Here is a 17112-nt window from a genome sequence, read left to right as displayed (position 1 = left end):
GTCCCCGGCGGCGGCCACGCGGCGAAGATGACAGCGCCCCCGATCCCCGCCACCACCGCACAGACGAGGTGAAGCCGCCGTGACGAGATCGCGTACGGACCTTGAAGTGTCCTTCCTCGAAGAGAGCGGGACGGTGCAGCCCGTCGCCACCGTTCCCGACTGGGCAGAGCGCGGCGAGTGGCTGCTCGCCCACCGCCCCGGACTACGCCGACTGATCCTGCGCCACGGCTCGCTGAGGCTCGTCGGCGCCGCAGTCGCCTCCACCGACGAGCTGGCCGGGGTGGCCGCCGTCCTCGGCGGGGGCGCCCTGGAGTACACCGAGCGCTCCACCCCGCGCTCGCGGGTCGCCGGCAGCGTCTACACCTCCACCGAGTACCCGGCCGACCAGCGCATCCCCCAGCACAACGAGAGCTCCTACTCCTCGCGCTGGCCGGACCACCTCTTCTTCCTCGCCACCCGCACCCCGAGCACCGGCGGCCAGACCCCGGTCGCGGACAGCCGCACCGTCCTCACCGAGCTCCCGGCCGAGCTGGTCGAGAAGTTCTCCGCCCTCGGCGTCCGCTACACCCGTGCCTACCACGACGGCATCGGCCTCTCCTGGCAGGAGGCCTTCCAGACCGAGGACCGCGGGCACATCGAGGCCTACTGCCGCGACAACGGCATCGCCTGGGAGTGGGAGGGTGACCTGCTGCGCACCAGCCAGGTCCGCCCGGCGCTCACCCGGCACCCGGTGACCGGCGAGACCGTCTGGTTCAACCAGGCCCACCTCTTCCACATCGGCTCGCTGCCCGCGAAGACCACCGAGGCCCTCCTCGCCGTCTTCCCCGAGCAGGACCTGCCGCGCAACGCCTACTTCGGCGACGGCAGCCCCATCGACGCGGACACCCTGGCCGAGATCCACGCCGCCTTCGACCGCACCACCCTCGCCCCCGACTGGACACAGGGCGACGTCATGGTCGTCGACAACATCCTCGCCAGCCACGGCCGTGCCCCCTACAAGGGCGACCGCACCGTCCTGGTCACCATGACCTCCGCCACCTGGGCCGACTGGCCCGCCCCCTGACCCTCGCCCCACCCCACGCAAAAGCCCCAGGTCACGGCGAGTGAGTCCTGGGGCTTCTACAGAGCCGCCTGCGGGATTCGAACCCGCGACCTACGCATTACGAGTGCGTTGCTCTGGCCAGCTGAGCTAAGGCGGCGCCATTGTCACGCGTGGTGGCAACGCGGGCCAGTCTACACAGGTTTCGCGGGTGATCCACACCCGGTTGGTGGGGGTGGGGTCAGGCCGAGGAGACGGCGAGTTTGGCGGCGAAGCCGGCGAAGAGGACGGCGACGCCGCTGGTGAGGGTGGCGGAGAGGCGACGGCGGCGGCGGAAGGCGGTGGCGAGGGTGGTGCCGGCGAAGATCAGCAGGGAGAGGTAGAGCACGCTGAAGGTCTGCAGGATCCCGCCGAGCAGGCCGAAGGAGAGGGCCGGCTGTCCGTAGGCCGGGTCGACGAACTGGGTGAAGAAGGAGAGCAGGAAGAGGATCGCCTTCGGGTTCAGCAGGCTGATCACCAGGGCGCGGCGGAACGGGCGCTCGACGGGTTCGGCGGCCGGTTCGGCGGTGGTGGCGGGGTTGTCCGGATTGTCGGCGGTCCGGCGTTCGCGCCAGAGCTGGCGGGCGGCGCGGAGCATGCCGTAGCCGATCCAGAGCAGGTAGGCGGCGCCGCCGAGCTTGACCACGGCGAAGACGGCCGGGTTGGCCTTGAGGAGGGAGGCGGCGCCCAGCGAGGTGAGGCTGATCAGGGTGAGGTCGCCGACGAAGACGCCGGCGGCGGCCTGGTAGCCGGTCCGGATGCCCTTGCGGGCGGCGACGGACAGCACGTACAGGGAGTTGGGGCCGGGCAGTAGGACGATGACGAGGGCGCCGAGGACGTACGTCGCCAGGTCGTTGACTCCGAGCACGGTGCGCTCCGGGGAGGGGAGGAGATGAGGGCGGGGGCGCTCATCGTAACGTCGCACCGGCGGTCGGTTGAAGCGGAAACCATCCCGCCTACCGGGTGCAGCGCGCGCCCGGCTCCGGTGCCTCGCCCGCCAGCAGGTAGCGGTTGACCACGCCGTCCACGCAGGCGTCGTGGTGCCCGTACGCGGTGTGGCCGTCCCCGTCGTAGGTGAGCAGGCGTCCGGACTCCAGTTGCCCGGCCAGCGCCTGGGCCCACGCGTACGGGGTGGCCGGGTCGCGGGTGGTGCCGACGACGACGATGGGGGCGGCGCCGGCGGCCCGGATGGTGTGCGCCGTGCCGGTGGCCCGGACCGGCCAGTAGGTGCAGGCCAGCGCCATCCACGCCATGTCGCGGCCGAAGTGCGGCGAGGCCTGTTCGAAGTCCGGCACGGCACGCTGGACGTCCTCGGGCCCGGCGAACGGGGCGGGCAGGTCGAGGCAGTTCACCGCCGTGTTGGCGAACATCAGGTTGGGGTACGAGCCGTCCGCCTCGCGCCCGTAGTAGGAGTCGGAGAGCCTCAGCAGGCCGGTGCCGTCGCCGGCCTTGGCGTCGGTGAGCGCGGTGCGCAGTTTGGGCCAGAGGAAGTCGGCGTACATGGCCTGGATGACGCCGGTGGTCGCCTGGGCCGCGGTGAGTCGCCGGCCGTGGTCGGTGCTGGGCAGCGGGTCGGCCTGGACGGTGGCGAGCAGGGCGGTGAGCTGCTCGCCGATCTGCTGCTCGGTGCCGCCGAGCGGGCAGTCCTCGCGCTTGGCGCAGTCCTTGGCGAAGGCGGCCCAGGCGGTCTCGAAGCCGCCGGCCTGGGTGCGGTTGCCGGTGACCGAGTCGAGCGACGGGTCCACCGCGCCGTCCAGCACCAGCCGCCCGACCCGGCCGGGGAAGAGCCCGGCGTAAGTGGCGCCGAGGAAGGTGCCGTAGGACTTGCCGACGTAGTTCAGCCGCTCGTCGCCGAGCAGGGCGCGCAGCACGTCCATGTCGCGGGCGGCCTCGACGGTGCCGAGGTGGCCGAGCGCCGCCCCGGCGCGCTGGCGGCAGCCCTCGGCGAACTCCTTGTCGGCGGCGACCAGGGCGTCGATTCCGTGCTGGTCGCCGGGGGTGGGGTCGACGGCGGTGTAGGCGTCCATCCGGTCGCCGCTCAGGCAGGTGACCGGGTTGCTGCGGCCGACCCCGCGCGGGTCGAGGCCGACCAGGTCGTACCGGGCGCGCACGCCGTTGTCGTACGTCCGCGCGGTGGCCTCCAGGTACTCGACCGCCGAGCCGCCGGGTCCGCCGGGGTTGAGCAGCAGCGAGCCGAGCCGGCCTTCCCCTGCCCCCTCCTCGGAACCCGAGCCGGAGCCCGAGCCGGAGCCCGAGCCCGCCGGGACGGCGGTGGCGCGGGCCGCCACCAGGGTGAGGTCGCCGTCGCCCGGGCGGTCGTAGTCCAGCGGCACCCGGAAGGCGGTGCACTCGAACCCGCCGTCGCACGGCTGCCAGTCGAGCCGCTGCGCGTAGTACGGGGCCAGCCCGGCCGGGACGGCGGCGGGCAGCGGCTCCAGCGGCGTGACCCCGGGCGCGGCCGGGGTGGACGGCCCGGCACCCCCCGCCCCGGACGAACCCGCTGAGCCCGCTGAGCCGTCTGAGCCCGCTGAACCCGACGAGCTCGACGAACCCGAGGAACCCGAGGAACCCGCACCGCACCCGCCCGCCAGCAGCCCGACGGCGAGCGCCGCGGCCAGCACCCGCCCGGTGGCCCTCATCCGACCCCTCGCGATCATCCGAGCCCTCTCCATCGTCACCCAGGGTCGTCGCCCGGCGACCCGACTCGCATTGCACCACAGCACGCCGCCCGGCACCCGCCACGGGCACCGGGCGGCACCGCCCCGTCCGGGCCGGCGGCTCAGGACGCCTTGGCCAGCGCGTCGGCCAGGTACTGCGCCGCCTGCCGGACGAGCCGCATCCGCTCCCGGTCGGGGGTGTAGTCCTGCACGTTGTCGGAGATCTTCACCTCGGCCTTGGCCGCCGGTCCGGCCCCGGCCTGGAGCGCCGCCTGGAGCTTGCGGGCCGCGTCCAGCCCGGCCGTGTCGGCCTTGGCCGCGGCCAGCAGGAGCTTCGCCGCGCTGCCGGCCGGGGCCTCGGCTCCGGCCTGGGTGAGCGCGGCGGCGTCGTAGCGGCCGGACACCGCGGCGGTGGCGCCGTACAGGTCGGGACGGGACAGCCCGGCGGCGGCCGCGCACGGCGCACCGCCCTCGACGCCGAGGGTTCCCCAGGAGGCCGGGCCGGGTGCCAGGATGCGGAACGAGGCGGCGATGGCGGCACGCAGCGTCTCGTCGTCGGCGACGGCGGCCGGCGCGGCGGCGACCAGGTCGCAGGGGTGCGCGGTGCCGTTCGGCGCTTCGGGGGCGACCAGGATGAAGGGGCGGGCGCGGCCGGTCTGCAGGGCCGCGGTGAGGCCCTCGAAGACGTCCGGGACCTCGGCGTCGGCGGTCTTGCGCGGGGTGGCCGCCTGCATCACGACGACCGGGAAGCGCGCGTTCGGCTCCTTGGCGTACTGCGGCGGCAGCCAGACCCGGACGGTACGCGGCTGCCCGTCCGGGCCGGGCACGGCGGACTGCAGCAGCTCGCCGCCGCCCGGCTGGCCGACGCCGTCGAAGTGGATCACGGCGGCCGACGGGGCGGCGGAGGCCGCGGCCGGCTCCGCCACGACGGGCGGCACCGGCTGCTGCCGAACCGCCGGTCCCCCGCCAGGGCCCGCACCCGCCGCGTCGACCACCGGCTCGGCCCGGTCCGATTCCTGGCCGCGGGGGGTCAGGCCGCCGAACGCCCCGAGCGCCGTGAGCAGCGTCAACGCGGTGACGCAGACTCCGCAGATCATCGCTCCGGCCGCCCGCACCAGCATCGGCCAGCGTTCACCGGCCAGTTCGTAGGTCGCGGCGGCGCGCAGGTCGCGCCAGCGCTGGAGCGCGCCGCGGGCCAGCCAGATCCCGCCCAGCGCGGCCATCAGCAGAGGGATGACGAGGAGCGAACGAACCATGGGACGCACCGCCTCGGGAGGAGGGCCGGCGCCGGACGGGACCCGGTGCCGTACGGGGGGGCGACGGCCCCGCACCGGGGCACAGTCGGCCCCCAGCGTGCACAACGGGCGGACGGTCACACGCGGGTGTGCCCGGCGCGTATCGATCATTCACTCGAAGGTGGGACAACGGGACGGCTCCGGGAGGCCTACGCCGGGTGCTCAGCCCGACAGGCCCACCCCGAACGGCCCGAACGGCCCGGCGGCCCGGCAGCACAGGGTCCAGCTCAGCCCGCGCGCAGCGCCACCGTCATCGCCTCGACGGCGAGCAGCGGGTCCACGTTCCGGTCCAGCGCCTGCCGGCAGGCGAGCACCGCCTCGATCCGGCGCAGCGTGCCCTCCGGCGGGCCGTCCTGCGCGACCCGGTTCAGGGCCTGCCGCTGGTCCTCGTTGGCGAGGGTGCCGCCGGAGCCGAGCTGCAGCGCGAGCACGTCCCGGTAGAAGCCGAGCAGGTCGAGCAGCGCGACGCCGAGGGTCTCCCGGCGGGTGCGGGTGGCCCGGCTCTTCTGCCGTTTCTCCAGTTCCTTGACCGCCCCGGCCATGCCGCGCGGCGCCTTGCTGCCCTCGGCTGCGCCGTAGGCGGCCTTCAGGTCGCCGGTCTCCTTGGCGTCCTGGGTCTCCGCGAGCGCCTCGGCGTCGGCCTTGGCGGTGTCGACGAGGCGCTGGGCGGCGGCCAGGCAGCCGCCGATGTCGGCGACCTCCAGCGGGATCCGCAGCACCTCGGCGCGGCGGGTGCGGGCCTGGTCGTCGACGGCGAGGCGGCGCGCGCGCTCGACGTCGCCCTGCCCGGCGAGCGCGGCCAGCCGGGCCGTCTCCGGGTCGACGCCGTCGCGGCGGACCAGCATGTCGGCGACGGCCTCGGCGGCGGGCGTGCGCAGGACGAGCAGGCGGCAGCGCGACCGGATGGTCGGCAGCACGTCCTGGACGGAGGGGGCGCAGAGCAGCCAGACGGTGCGTGGGGAGGGCTCCTCCACGCCCTTGAGCAGCGCGTTCGCGGCGGCCTCGGTGAGCCGGTGAGCGGCGTCGACCAGGATCACCGACCAGCGGCCGCCGGTCGGGTAGCTGGAGGCGCGCAGCACGAGCTCGCGCATGTCGCCGACGCCGATGGACAGGCCGTCGGTCCGGACGTACTTGACGTCGGCGTGGCTGCCGGCCAGCACGGTGTGGCAGCCGTCGCAGAACCCGCAGCCGGGCGTACCACCGAGCGCGAGGTCCGGACTGGTGCACTGGAGGGCCGCGGCGAACGAGCGCGCGGCGGTGACCTGCCCGGCCCCGGGCGGGCCGGTGAACAGCCAGGCGTGCGTCATCAGGGAGGCGTTCCCGCCCGGCTGCGGGCCGGCTCCGCGGCCCGCCGCGATCGTCGCCCCGGCCGACCGGGCGGCGGCGGTCAGCTGCTCGACCACCCGCTCCTGGCCCACCAGGTCGTCCCAGACGGCCACTGCTGCTCCCAAGCTCCGTACGGCAGCGCTCCTGGCGCCTCTTCCCCGCCGTCGAGCATACGTGTCCGCTCCGACAGCCACGGCGCCCTCCGGGGCGCCCGCCGCCGAAGGAGGCGCCGCCCCACCACCGGAGGAGGCGCCCCGCCGCCGACGGCGACGGGCGGCGCCGCCGGGGCTCTCCACCCCGACGACGACGCCCGCCGTCCGTACCGCTGTCCTACCGTCGACCCGCCGTCCGTACCGCTGTCCTACCGTCGACCGTCGTCCGTACCGCCGCAGCCCGAGGTCAGCCCCGACGGCCCCAGCGACGGCCCTTGCCCTTGCCGCCGCCCTCGCCCTGGTCGCCACCGGGGGCGGGCCGGTCCTGGCCGCCACGCGGGTCCTGCGGGGCCGGGCCGCCGTGATTCCAGCGCGCCCACTCGTCACGCGAGCCGAGCAGGGTGTCGGTGAGGCTCGGCAGGTCGTCCATCGGCGTCTCCTCGGCCCACTCCGGCCGGGGTCGCTCGGCGGTGGCCTGCGACTCGTCGGCGGGCTGCGGCTCGTCGCCGACCACCGGCAGCTCGCGGGTGCTGTCCACCGGCTCCTCGCGCCACAGCCCCGGCGGCACCCGGTCCTCGGTACGGCCCGCTCCCGCGCGGCCCGGCTCCACCCGGCCCGGTGCCGGACGCTCCGGAGCAGAACGCCCCGACACAGGACGCCCCGACACAGGACGCTCCGGCGCCGGACGCCCCGGCTCGACCCGCGGCAGCACAGCGGTCCGGTCCGCCTCCTCCGTGACCCTCGGCAGCACAGCGGTCCGGTCCGCCTCCTCCGTGATCTTCGGCAGCACGGCCGTCTCGTCCACGGCGGTCGGCGGGACGACCGGCAGCTGGGCGGTCGCGTCGGCAGCCTCCGCCGCCCGGACGGCCGCCCGGCTGTCCCGCAGCGACAGCTCCCGCGTCGCCTCGTCGGTCCCACCGGGCCCGGGAGTGCCCACGGACCCCGCCCCCGGGACGTCCCGGACGGCCCGCAGCTCGGTGGTCACCGCATCCCCGGGGGCCGAACCGGCGGCCCGACCAGCGGCCTGACCAGCAGCCGAACCCGCCGCCGCCCGATCCGCCGTCGTCTGCGCCGCCGCAGCCGCGGCCGCGAGCGCGGCGGCCTGCGCCAGCCGGGCCTCCTCGGCCCGCTGCAGCGCCTCCTCCGCCCGGCGGCGCTGCTCCTCGCGCTGGAGCTCGCGCTGCCGCTGGAGCTCCGCCTGGGCGGCCGCCTCGTCGGCGAGGCGCTTGCGCTCGGCGGCCTCCGCCGCCAGTCGGGCGTCCTCCTCGGCCTTCCGCTCGGCCTCTTCCGCGGCGCGGCGGCGGGCTTCCTCCTCCGCCCGGCGGCGGGCCTCCTCCTCGGCCTTGCGCCGGGCCTCGGCGGCGGCCCGCTCGGCCTCCTCCTTGGCCAGCCGCTCCTGCTCGGCCTGTTCGGCCCGCAGCTGCGCCAGCACTTCCTGCCGCTTGCGCTCGGCGGCCTCGGCCTCGGCCTTCTTGCGGGCCTCCTCGGCGGCGCGGCGCTCGGCCTCCTCGCGGGCGAGCCGCTCCTGCTCGGCGCGGGCGGCCTTCTCCTGCTCGGAGAGCGGCAGCTCGCGGTCGAGCCGGTGCCGGATCGCGGTGGTGACGAAGCCGGGGGCCTGGCTGCCGTCGACGACCAGGTAGCGCGCCGGGTCGGCGGCCGCGAGGGCGAGGAAGCCGGCCCGGACCCGCTGATGGAACTCGGTGGGCTCGGACTCCAGCCGGTCGAGCGCCTCGGTGAAGCGCTCCCGGGCCCTGGTCGGGTCGACGTCCAGGACGACGGTCAGGTCGGGCAGCAGCCCGCCGGTCGCCCAGCGGGAGATCCTGGCGACCTCGGTGGCGGCCAGGTCGCGCCCGGCGCCCTGGTAGGCGATGGAGGAGTCCATGTACCGGTCGGTGATCACCACGGCGCCGCGGGCGAGGGCCGGCCGGATGACGTTCTCGACGTGCTCGGCCCGGTCGGCGGCGTAGATCAGCGCCTCGGCGCGGTGCGACAGGCCGGTGTTGCCGACGTCCAGGACGAGGCCGCGCAGCCGCTGGCCGACCGGGCTGCCGCCGGGCTCGCGGGTGAGCACGACCTCGTGCCCCTTGCCGCGGATCCACTCGGCGAGCGCCTGGGCCTGGGTGGACTTGCCGGCGCCGTCGCCGCCCTCCAGGGCGATGAAGAAGCCGGTGCCGGCGCCCTGGCGCGGGGCCGGGCCGACGGCGCCGCGCACCGCGTCGACCAGGTCCCGGCCGAAGGGCGCGGTGCCGCGCCGGTCGTCGGTCCGCAGCAGGACGACGGCGGCGAGCACGAGCGTGAGCAGCCCCGAGGTGGCGACGGCGAGAGCCGCGCCGCCGTGGATGAAGGTGAACGAGCCGGGCTCGACCGCGCCGTACTCGACATCCCCGTACGCCGCGGCGATCAGCGGGACGACGACCAGCGCGGCGCCGACCACGACCCGCAGCACCGCGTACAGGTGCTCGGTGACCTTCGGCAGCCGGGCTTCCTCGACCTCCTGGCCGAGCAGGGTGCGCCCGGCGGAGACGACGATCCCGGCGGTGAGGCCGGCCAGCACGGTGAGGGCCAGGACGAGGACGAAGTCCAGCACCAGCCCGGCCAGGATCAGCGCCACGCCCTCGGTGAGCAGCGCCAGCGCGAGCAGGCGGCGGCGGGAGAGCGCGGGCAGCGTGGCCCGGGTGAGCCGGGAGCCGAGGGCGGGCGCCGCGGTGGCGGCGAGCACCAGCAGGCCGTAGCCGATCGGCCCGGCGCGGTGCTCGGCGGCGGTGAGCAGCGCGAGCGCGGCGACGCCGGCCATCGAGGCGTACCCGGCGGCGACGGCGAAGGTGAAGTACGGGGCGCTGCCGGTGCGGCCCTTGCTCAGCGCGGGGCCGGGGGTCGCGTCGGTGGGGGCGCGCAGGCCCTGCAGCGGCGAGCGCGGGGCGACGGTCACCGGGCCGACGGGCAGCTGCTGGAGGTAGTCGCGGGCGGCCGAGGCGGCGAACAGGCCGGCCGCGCCGAGCGCGGCGAAGGTGACCTGGTGGGCGCGGAGCCAGTCCGAGCCGAGCGCCGCGCCGATGTTGTTCAGCAGGGTGAGGGCGACCAGGCCGGCGGCCGCGAGCGGCAGGGTGGCCCAGCCGGTGAAGCGGTCGATGCTCCGGACGGTGTCCAGGTGGGCGGCGGCGGGCCGCTGCTCGGCGGCGGGGGCGTACGGATCGGCGGGCGGCAGCAGGCCGGGGACGGCGGCGTCCTTGGCGATCCCCCGGACCCGCTCGGCGGCACCGGTGACGAACACGGTGGCGAGCAGGACGTAGGCGGCGCCGCCGGAGGGCTTCGGGCCGGAGCCCAGCCAGACGGTCCACCAGGGGGCGAGGCCGATCAACAGAGCGCACAGCGCGTCGGCGCCGAACAGCGTCCAGCGCCGGTCCAGCCGGCCGGCGACCAGCCGGTGCACCGGCCCGAGCAGCGCGACGCCGACCAGCCCGGTGGCCGCCAGCCGGACGGCGAGGACCGCCGTGACGGCGAAGGCGAGGCTGCGCGGCAGGTCGCCGAACTGGCCGCCGAGGGCGACGGCGACCACGGTGAGCGCGAGCAGCGCCAACAGGCCGAGCCGGTCGGCGGTGCCGCCGATCAGCTGGGTGGTCCACAGGCGCCGGTAGGGGCGCGTCCGCAGCAGCGCGCGAGCCCGGTCGACCGGGGTCCCGGCTGGCGCGACCTCGGGCAGCCCGGACGTGGCGTCGCGGGCGGCCGGGGCGGCGCTGGGGGTGGGCTGCTCCTCGCTCGTCATACGGTCAGCGTAGCGGGCTGGGGTTGACCGGAATGAGATGAACGGGGTTCCGGATCCCGCTCATCACCGGGTTGTGACGTTCCGCGCACACCGTCCGACCGGCCTCGGGCCCGCGTCCCCGGGGTGGGGTCGCGGGCCCGTGAGCGCCGGCGGGGCACTGGCGGAGACGCCGGCGAAGGCACTGGCGAAGGCGCCGGCAGCGGCACCGACGGAGCCCCTGCCGGAGGATCCGGAGGAGATCCGGAGGAGATCAGCCCTCGTCGGTGGCCGCGGCCTTCCCGACGGCGGTCTTCTTCGCCGCCGTCTTCTTCGCCGCGGTCGCCTTCGTCGCCGTCGCCTTCGTCGCGGTCTTCTTGGCGGCGGTCTTCTTCGCGGCCGCGGTCTTGGTGGCCGCGGTCTTGGTCGCCGTCGCCTTCTTGGCGGTCGCCTTCTTGGCCGGGGCCTTCTTCGCCGTCTTCTTCACCGGCCCGCGCGCCCGCTTCTCGGCGAGCAGCTCGTAGCCGCGCTCCGGCGTGATGGTCTCGACCTCGTCGTCCTTGCGGAGCGTGGCGTTGGTCTCGCCGTCGGTCACGTACGGTCCGAAGCGGCCGTCCTTGACCACGACGGGGCGCTCGCTGACCGGGTCGGTGCCCAGCTCCTTGAGCGGCGGGGCGGCGGCGGCCCGGCCGCGCTGCTTGGGCTGGGCGTAGATGGCCAGGGCCTCCTCCAGGGTGACCGTGAACATCTGCTCCTCGCTGGTGAGCGAGCGGGAGTCGGTGCCGCGCTTGAGGTACGGGCCGTAGCGGCCGTTCTGCGCGGTGATCTCCACACCCTCGGCGTCGGCGCCGACCACGCGCGGCAGCGAGAGCAGCCGCAGCGCGTCCTCCAGGGTGACGGCGTCCAGCGACATCGTCTTCAGCAGCGAGGCGGTGCGCGGCTTGACCGCGTTCTTGCCGGTCTTGGGCGTGCCCTCGGGCAGGATCTCGGTCACGTAGGGGCCGTAGCGGCCGTCCTTGGCGACCAGCATGTTGCCGCTGACCGGGTCCGGACCGAGCTCGAAGTCGCCGCTGGGCTTGGCCAGCAGTTCCTCGGCCAGCTCGACGGTGAGCTCGTCCGGCGGCAGGTCGTCGGGGATGTCGGCGCGCTGGCCGGGCTCGCCCTCGACCTCGGAGGCGCGCTCGACGTACGGGCCGTAGCGGCCGACCCGCAGGGTGATGCCGTCGCTGATCCGGAACGAGCTGATCTCCCGGGCGTCGATCGCGCCGAGGTCGGTGACCAGTTCCTTCAGACCGCCCAGGTGGTCGCCGTCGCCGTTGCCGGCCTCGGCGGCGCCGCCGGTCGCGTGGCCGTCGCCCTCGCCGAAGTAGAAGCGCTTCAGCCACGGCACGGACTTGGCCTCGCCGGCCGCGATCCGGTCGAGGTCGTCCTCCATCTTGGCGGTGAAGTCGTAGTCGACCAGCCGGCCGAAGTGCTTCTCCAGGAGGTTGACCACGGCGAAGGAGAGGAAGGACGGGACGAGCGCCGTCCCCTTCTTGAACACGTACCGGCGCTGGATGATCGTGTCGATGATCGACGCGTAGGTGGAGGGGCGACCGATCTCGCGGTCCTCCAGCTCCTTGACCAGCGAGGCCTCGGTGTAGCGGGCCGGCGGCTTGGTGGCGTGGCCCTCGGGGGTGAGCTGCTCGGCGGCCAGCGGGTCGCCCTCGACGACCTGCGGCAGCCGGCGCTCGCGGTCGTCCAGCTCGGCGTTCGGGTCGTCCGCGCCCTCGACGTAGGCCTTGAGGAAGCCGTGGAAGGTGATGATCTTGCCGGAGGCGGAGAACTCGACGTCACGGCCGTCCGCGGACGCGCCGCCGACCTTGACGGTCACCGACTGGCCGACCGCGTCCTTCATCTGGGAGGCGACGGTGCGCATCCAGATCAGCTCGTAGAGCCGGAAGTCGTCGCCGGTCAGGCCGGTCTCGGCGGGGGTGCGGAAGCGGTCGCCGGAGGGGCGGACGGCCTCGTGCGCCTCCTGCGCGTTCTTGACCTTGCTGGCGTAGGTGCGCGGGGCGTCCGGCAGGTAGTCGGCGCCGTACAGCTGGGTGACCTGCGCGCGGGCGGCGGAGATCGCGGTCTCCGACAGCGTGGTGGAGTCGGTACGCATATAGGTGATGAAGCCGTTCTCGTACAGCTTCTGGGCCACCTGCATGGTCCGCTTGGCGCCGAAGCCCAGCTTGCGGCTGGCCTCCTGCTGGAGCGTGGTGGTGCGGAACGGCGCGTACGGCGAGCGGCGGTAGGGCTTGGACTCGACGCTGCGGACGCTGAACGCGGTCTGCTCCAGGGCGGCGGCCAGCTGCCGGGCGGCCTGCTCGTCCAGGTGCAGGGTGTTGGCGCTGCCGGCCTTCAACCGGCCGTCCGAGCCGAAGTCGCGGCCGGTGGCGATCCGCTTGCCGTCCACCGAGGAGAGCCGGGCGCCGAGGGTCTCCGGGTTGGCCGCGTCGGCCGGGGTGCGGCCGGTGCCGAAGGTGCCGACCAGGTCCCAGTACGAGGCGGTGCGGAAGGCGATCCGCTCGCGCTCGCGCTCGACCACCAGCCGGGTCGCGACGGACTGCACCCGGCCCGCCGACAGCTTCGGCATGACCTTCTTCCACAGCACCGGCGAGACCTCGAAGCCGTAGAGGCGGTCGAGGATGCGGCGGGTCTCCTGGGCGTCGACCAGGCGCTGGTTGAGCTCGCGCGGGTTGGCCACCGCCTCCTGGATCGCCGTCTTGGTGATCTCGTGGAAGACCATCCGGTGCACCGGCACCTTGGGCTTGAGCACCTGCTGGAGGTGCCACGCGATGGCCTCGCCCTCGCGGTCCTCATCGGTGGCGAGGAAGAGCTCGTCGGACTCCGCGAGCAGCGACTTCAACTTGCTGACCTGGGACTTCTTGTCCGCGTTGACCACGTAGATGGGGGCGAAGTCGTGGTCGACGTCCACCCCGAGGCGGCGCACCTCGCCGGTGTACTTGTCCGGCACCTCCGCCGCGGTGCTGGGGAGGTCGCGGATGTGCCCGACGCTCGCCTCGACGATGTAGCCGGGGCCCAGGTAGCCCTTGATCGTCTTCGCCTTGGCCGGCGACTCGACAATGACGAGTCGCTGTCCGTGCGCGGTCTCGCTGCTCGGGGACACCTTCGCTCTTCTCTCCCGGTCCTTATGTGGGCTGGTCGGCGCCGGCAGCACGGGCTGCGCTCCGCCCGACCCCTCCACCATCCCGGGGCTGCCGCTGTACGACGACCCCACCAGCGGAGTGTGACCGTACCCCGGCCACCCTTGTCAAACGGAAGGATCCCGCGTTTTCACTTTGCCGGGCTCGCCGACGCCACTCGAACGGTAACCCGATGACGGAGGTTCGCGCCCCGTGGAGGGGGGCTTCGGCGGGTTCCGGAGGATGGAATGACGGATTTCAAAATCTGTCAACGGAATATCGACGACCCTGCGGAGAGCCGCAGCGAGGCCTCCGCAGAGCGCCGGCCACCGGTTCCCGGCGAGCCCGACCGGGGCCGGGCGCACGCCCCGGATTCAGCCGTTGACCGCCGCGAGCAGCCCGGCACCCGCCGCCAGACAACCCATGCCGAGCACGCTCCACAGCAGGTCGGCGACGGCGGCCCGGCGGACCTCCCCGGCCGCCAGCACCACCCGGCTCGGGCGACGCGGGTCGTAGCAGATCCGCACCGGGGCGCCCGGAGTGAAGCGGTCCGGACGGCGCAGCGGGGTGTGTCCGCGCGGACGGGTGAGCACCAGTTCGGCGATCCGGCCCGCCCCGGCCCCCTCGACCGGGGGCAGGACGGAGAAGGAGAGCAGCGGGGCGCTGTCGAGCTGGCCGTGCGCCTCGTCCTCGGCCACGACCGTGGCCACCGCCGACGCCCCCGAGCGGCGGACCCGGTGGCGCAGGCGCACCTCGGCGGCGCACCAGAGCAGCAGCACGCCACCGAAGAGGGCGAGCACCAGCCCGCCCACCGTCGCCGTCGTCGTGTCCACCCCTGGCCCCCGGCTCCCCAGCTCTGTCCACAGCCTGTGGACAGAGCCTCACAGCAGGGGGCCAACGCGCGGCGGCCGACCGGAGACCGCCGGACGAACCGGGGAGTACGGGAAGGTGAACCGGCGCCGACCGCCCCCGCCGGGGGTGCCGCGCCGGGCATCGCGCCGGGGCGCCGCGCCCGGGCGCATGACCCCGAGGCGCCGCGCCAGGTGCGCCGCGCCAGGTTGCCGGGTCAGGTTGCCGGGTCAGCCCGCCGGGCGGATGAACCCCTGCTCGGTCAGCAGCCGCAGCGACTCGGGCACCCGGTCCCGCAGGACCACCCGGTCCTCGCCGAGCAACTGCGCGATGGCGTCCACGATCTCGCCCGCCGACAGCGAACCATCACAGACCCCGACGAAACCGGCACCCACCGTGTCCACCTTGGTGGCCCGCCGCATGCCCCGGTTGTGACGCAGGATCACGTGCTCCGGGTCCTCCGCGCCCGGCTCGCCGACCTGCTCCTGAACCACCTCGTCGGCCAGCACGTAACGGGTCGCGAGCAGGCCCGCGTCGTCGTGCGAACGCAGGAAGTCCTGCCGGTCGAACCACTCCTCGATGTGCGGGCCCAGCGGCTGCTCCACCGGGTGCGGCCACTCCTCCACCCGGACGGTCGGGCGCTCCGCGCCGCTCGCCCGCAGGGTGATCCAGCCCATGCCGACGCCCTCGACCCGGCCCGCCTCGAAGGCGTCCAGCCACTCGCCGTACCGGGCCTGGTAGTCGCCGCCCGGACCGCGGTGATCGCCGCCGTCCCGCAGCCACAACTCGGCGTACTGGGCGACGTCCTGGACCTCCCGCTGGACGATCCAGGCGTCCAGCCCGGTACCCGCCACCCAGCCGGCCAGGCGCTCGTGCCAGTCCTCGCCCTTGACGTGCTGCCAGTTGGCGAGCAACTGACAGTAGCCGCCCGGCTCCAGGTGGTCGGCGGCCGAGCGGACCAGGCTGCGGCACAGGTCGTCGCCGGCCATGCCGCCGTCGCGGTAGGTGAACCGGCCGGCCGGCGAGATCACGAACGGCGGGTTGGAGACGATCAGGTCGAACCGGCGCTCCCCGACCGGCTCGAAGAGGCTGCCGGTGAGCGCCTCCCGCCGCTCGAAACCGGACAGCGCCAGGGTCAGCTCGGAGAAGCGCAGCGCGCGCGGGTTCAGGTCGGTGGCCGTCACCTGCCCGGCGTGCCGGGCCGCGTGCAGCGCCTGCACGCCGGAACCCGAACCGAGGTCCAGCGCGGACCGGACCGGACGGCGCACGGTGATGTTGGCCAGCGTCGTCGACGCGCCGCCGACCCCGAGCACCAGGTCCTTGCGGGCCACCCCGTGCGCGGTCTCGCCGGATCCGATGCCGCCCGCGCCACCCACCGCGCAGCCCAGGTCGGACACCACCCAGGCGTCCGAACTGTCCATCCCGGCCACTTCGTTGGCGTACGGCCGGACGTCCACCGTCGCCCGCACCAGTTCACCGTCGGAGCGCAGCCAGCCGTCGGCCAGGCAGTCCTCGACCGGCAGCGCGGCCGCGGCCGCCCGGTACGGCACCGGCTGCTGGAGCAGGAACAGCCGGACCAGCGTCTCCAGCGGGCTGCCGCCCCTGGTCGCCCGCAGCGCCGGCACGGCCTCGCTACGGGCCAACGCCGCATAGCCGGTGGGCCCGAGCAGGTCGAGGCAGCCATCGGCGGTGAACGAGGCGGCGAGCAGCGCCTCACGCAACTTGGCGAGGCGGGTCTGGTCGAGAACGGGGCTACTGATCACCCCGCCATTGTCCCCCGCCCCGGACCGGGCGGCCGCCGGGTCCGGGGCGGATCGAGGGCGGATCGAGGTCGGATCGGGGGCCGGGCCGGGCACCCTCCGGACCGGCGCCGGAGCGGCCGGCCCGCCGGGCCCCGGGCTCAGCTCGCGCTGGGCACGGGGGTGGTCGGGGTGGTCGGCGGGGCGGCGGGCGGGCTCGCCGGGGTGGTGTCGGTGCCTGCGGAGGGGGCGGTCGACGGGCTCGCGCCGTCCGTCGCGCCCGGCGTGGGCGTTCCGCCGGGCGCCCCGGCGCTCGGGGTGGCGGACGCGCCGCCCGGGGCCGCGGCGGCGGGCTTGCAGCCGTCCTGCTTGGCCATGGCCGCGCCGAGGTCGCCGCGCTGCAGCTTGCCCTGCGCCTGCGTGGACAGCGAGGCCAGCTGCTGGATCTGGTCCGAGATGCTGCGCAGCCCGTCCGCGAACTTCGACTGGTCGGTGTTGGTCACGGCATCCAGCTTCTTCTGGATGTCCTGATAGCCGTCGGCCGCCTTGGTCAACTCGTCGACGGCGTCCTTCTGCAGGTTCGCGCCGTCCTTCACCTTGGGCACCCCGGCCGCGGTGATGGCCGCCGCGATGTCCTGGTTGGTCTTGGCCAGGCGCCCGATGTCCGTCGAGAGCCGCTTCTGCAGCTCGGTCGGGGTCTCGCCGGTCTTCACCTGGGCGGTGTCGGCGAGCGCGGCCTGCGCCTGGACGATCGGGTCCTTGGCCGAGCCGCAGACGTTCGACGCCCAGGACTCCAGCTGCTTGCCGTTGTCGTCGCCGCCGCAGCCGACGGCGCCGAACGCGAGCAGCGCGCCGAGGACGGGTACGGCCAGCAGTCGCTTGTTCACCGGGAGGAGCCTTTCGGTTTCGGTCGTCTTCGGTCGTCGAACCTACACGGCCGATGTCCGCCGCCCGGCGCCCGGTTCCCGGGCCCCGGGTCGCCCCACCGGGGTGCCCGGCCCCGCTCAGGCGCGCAGCACGCCGACCGGCGTGCCGAAGTAGACCTCTTCGCCCAGATGCTCACCTTGACCAGCTGGTCCTGCCCGCCCTGCCCGCCCTGTCGCC

At 75.0% G+C, this 17112-nt stretch carries 10 protein-coding genes and 1 tRNA gene; 1 reads left to right on the top strand and 10 read right to left on the bottom strand.

Annotated elements, in window-relative coordinates; genetic code table 11:
* Window positions 1–106 precede the first annotated feature (106 nt).
* Complete coding sequence (locus tag ABT015_RS23295) at window positions 107–1063, top strand: TauD/TfdA family dioxygenase (RefSeq protein WP_350882037.1); 957 nt, start codon at window positions 107–109, stop codon at window positions 1061–1063.
* Window positions 1064–1125: 62 nt separating this feature from the next.
* On the opposite strand, the gene ABT015_RS23290 is transcribed toward ABT015_RS23295, so the two are convergent.
* The 10 genes from ABT015_RS23290 to ABT015_RS23245 all read right to left on the bottom strand — a co-directional run bounded on the left by ABT015_RS23290 (window position 1126) and on the right by ABT015_RS23245 (window position 16895).
* A tRNA-Thr gene (locus tag ABT015_RS23290) sits at window positions 1126–1199 on the bottom strand.
* An 81-nt stretch (window positions 1200–1280) separates the two neighbouring features.
* Window positions 1281–1946, bottom strand: a complete 666-nt coding sequence (gene leuE / locus ABT015_RS23285; RefSeq protein ID WP_350882035.1) for a leucine efflux protein LeuE — start codon at window positions 1944–1946, stop codon at window positions 1281–1283.
* Between the two features lie 88 nt (window positions 1947–2034).
* The gene (locus ABT015_RS23280; protein ID WP_502897382.1) at window positions 2035–3750 is read right to left on the bottom strand and encodes an alpha/beta hydrolase; all 1716 of its coding nucleotides are present in this window, start codon (window positions 3748–3750) and stop codon (window positions 2035–2037) included.
* Between the two features lie 107 nt (window positions 3751–3857).
* Window positions 3858–4991, bottom strand: a complete 1134-nt coding sequence (locus tag ABT015_RS23275) for an alpha/beta hydrolase (protein WP_350882030.1) — start codon at window positions 4989–4991, stop codon at window positions 3858–3860.
* Window positions 4992–5257: 266 nt separating this feature from the next.
* The gene (locus ABT015_RS23270; protein ID WP_350882096.1) at window positions 5258–6469 is read right to left on the bottom strand and encodes a DNA polymerase III subunit delta'; all 1212 of its coding nucleotides are present in this window, start codon (window positions 6467–6469) and stop codon (window positions 5258–5260) included.
* A gap of 286 nt (window positions 6470–6755) precedes the next feature.
* On the bottom strand, window positions 6756–10271 hold the full coding sequence (gene tmk / locus ABT015_RS23265) for a dTMP kinase (RefSeq protein WP_350882028.1): 3516 nt from the start codon (window positions 10269–10271) through the stop codon (window positions 6756–6758).
* Between the two features lie 250 nt (window positions 10272–10521).
* Complete coding sequence (gene topA / locus ABT015_RS23260; RefSeq protein WP_350882026.1) at window positions 10522–13404, bottom strand: type I DNA topoisomerase; 2883 nt, start codon at window positions 13402–13404, stop codon at window positions 10522–10524.
* A 390-nt stretch (window positions 13405–13794) separates the two neighbouring features.
* The gene (locus tag ABT015_RS23255) at window positions 13795–14253 is read right to left on the bottom strand and encodes a DUF3592 domain-containing protein (RefSeq protein WP_350882024.1); all 459 of its coding nucleotides are present in this window, start codon (window positions 14251–14253) and stop codon (window positions 13795–13797) included.
* 246 nt (window positions 14254–14499) lie between these two features.
* Window positions 14500–16032 (bottom strand): DUF7059 domain-containing protein, encoded by a 1533-nt coding sequence (locus tag ABT015_RS23250; RefSeq protein ID WP_350882022.1) that lies wholly within the window; start codon window positions 16030–16032, stop codon window positions 14500–14502.
* Between the two features lie 137 nt (window positions 16033–16169).
* Window positions 16170–16895: a hypothetical protein gene (locus ABT015_RS23245; RefSeq protein WP_350882020.1), complete on the bottom strand. Its 726-nt coding sequence runs from the start codon at window positions 16893–16895 to the stop codon at window positions 16170–16172.
* Window positions 16896–17112: the final 217 nt, after the last annotated feature.

The sequence above is a fragment of the Kitasatospora sp. NPDC094016 genome, from assembly GCF_040304045.1.
Lineage (GTDB): Bacteria > Actinomycetota > Actinomycetes > Streptomycetales > Streptomycetaceae > Kitasatospora.
The sequence above is the reverse complement of the archived record's forward strand: the minus strand, read 5'-3'. Positions and strand labels throughout refer to the sequence as shown.

Bases quoted from the DNA above. Each gene is read 5' to 3' on its own strand.
- ABT015_RS23280 (WP_502897382.1), bottom strand. From the start codon at position 3,750: ATGGAGAGGGCTCGGATGATCGCGAGGGGTCGGATGAGGGCCACCGGG.
- ABT015_RS23275 (WP_350882030.1), bottom strand. From the start codon at position 4,991: ATGGTTCGTTCGCTCCTCGTCATCCCTCTGCTGATGGCCGCGCTGGGC.
- tmk (WP_350882028.1), bottom strand. From the start codon at position 10,271: ATGACGAGCGAGGAGCAGCCCACCCCCAGCGCCGCCCCGGCCGCCCGC.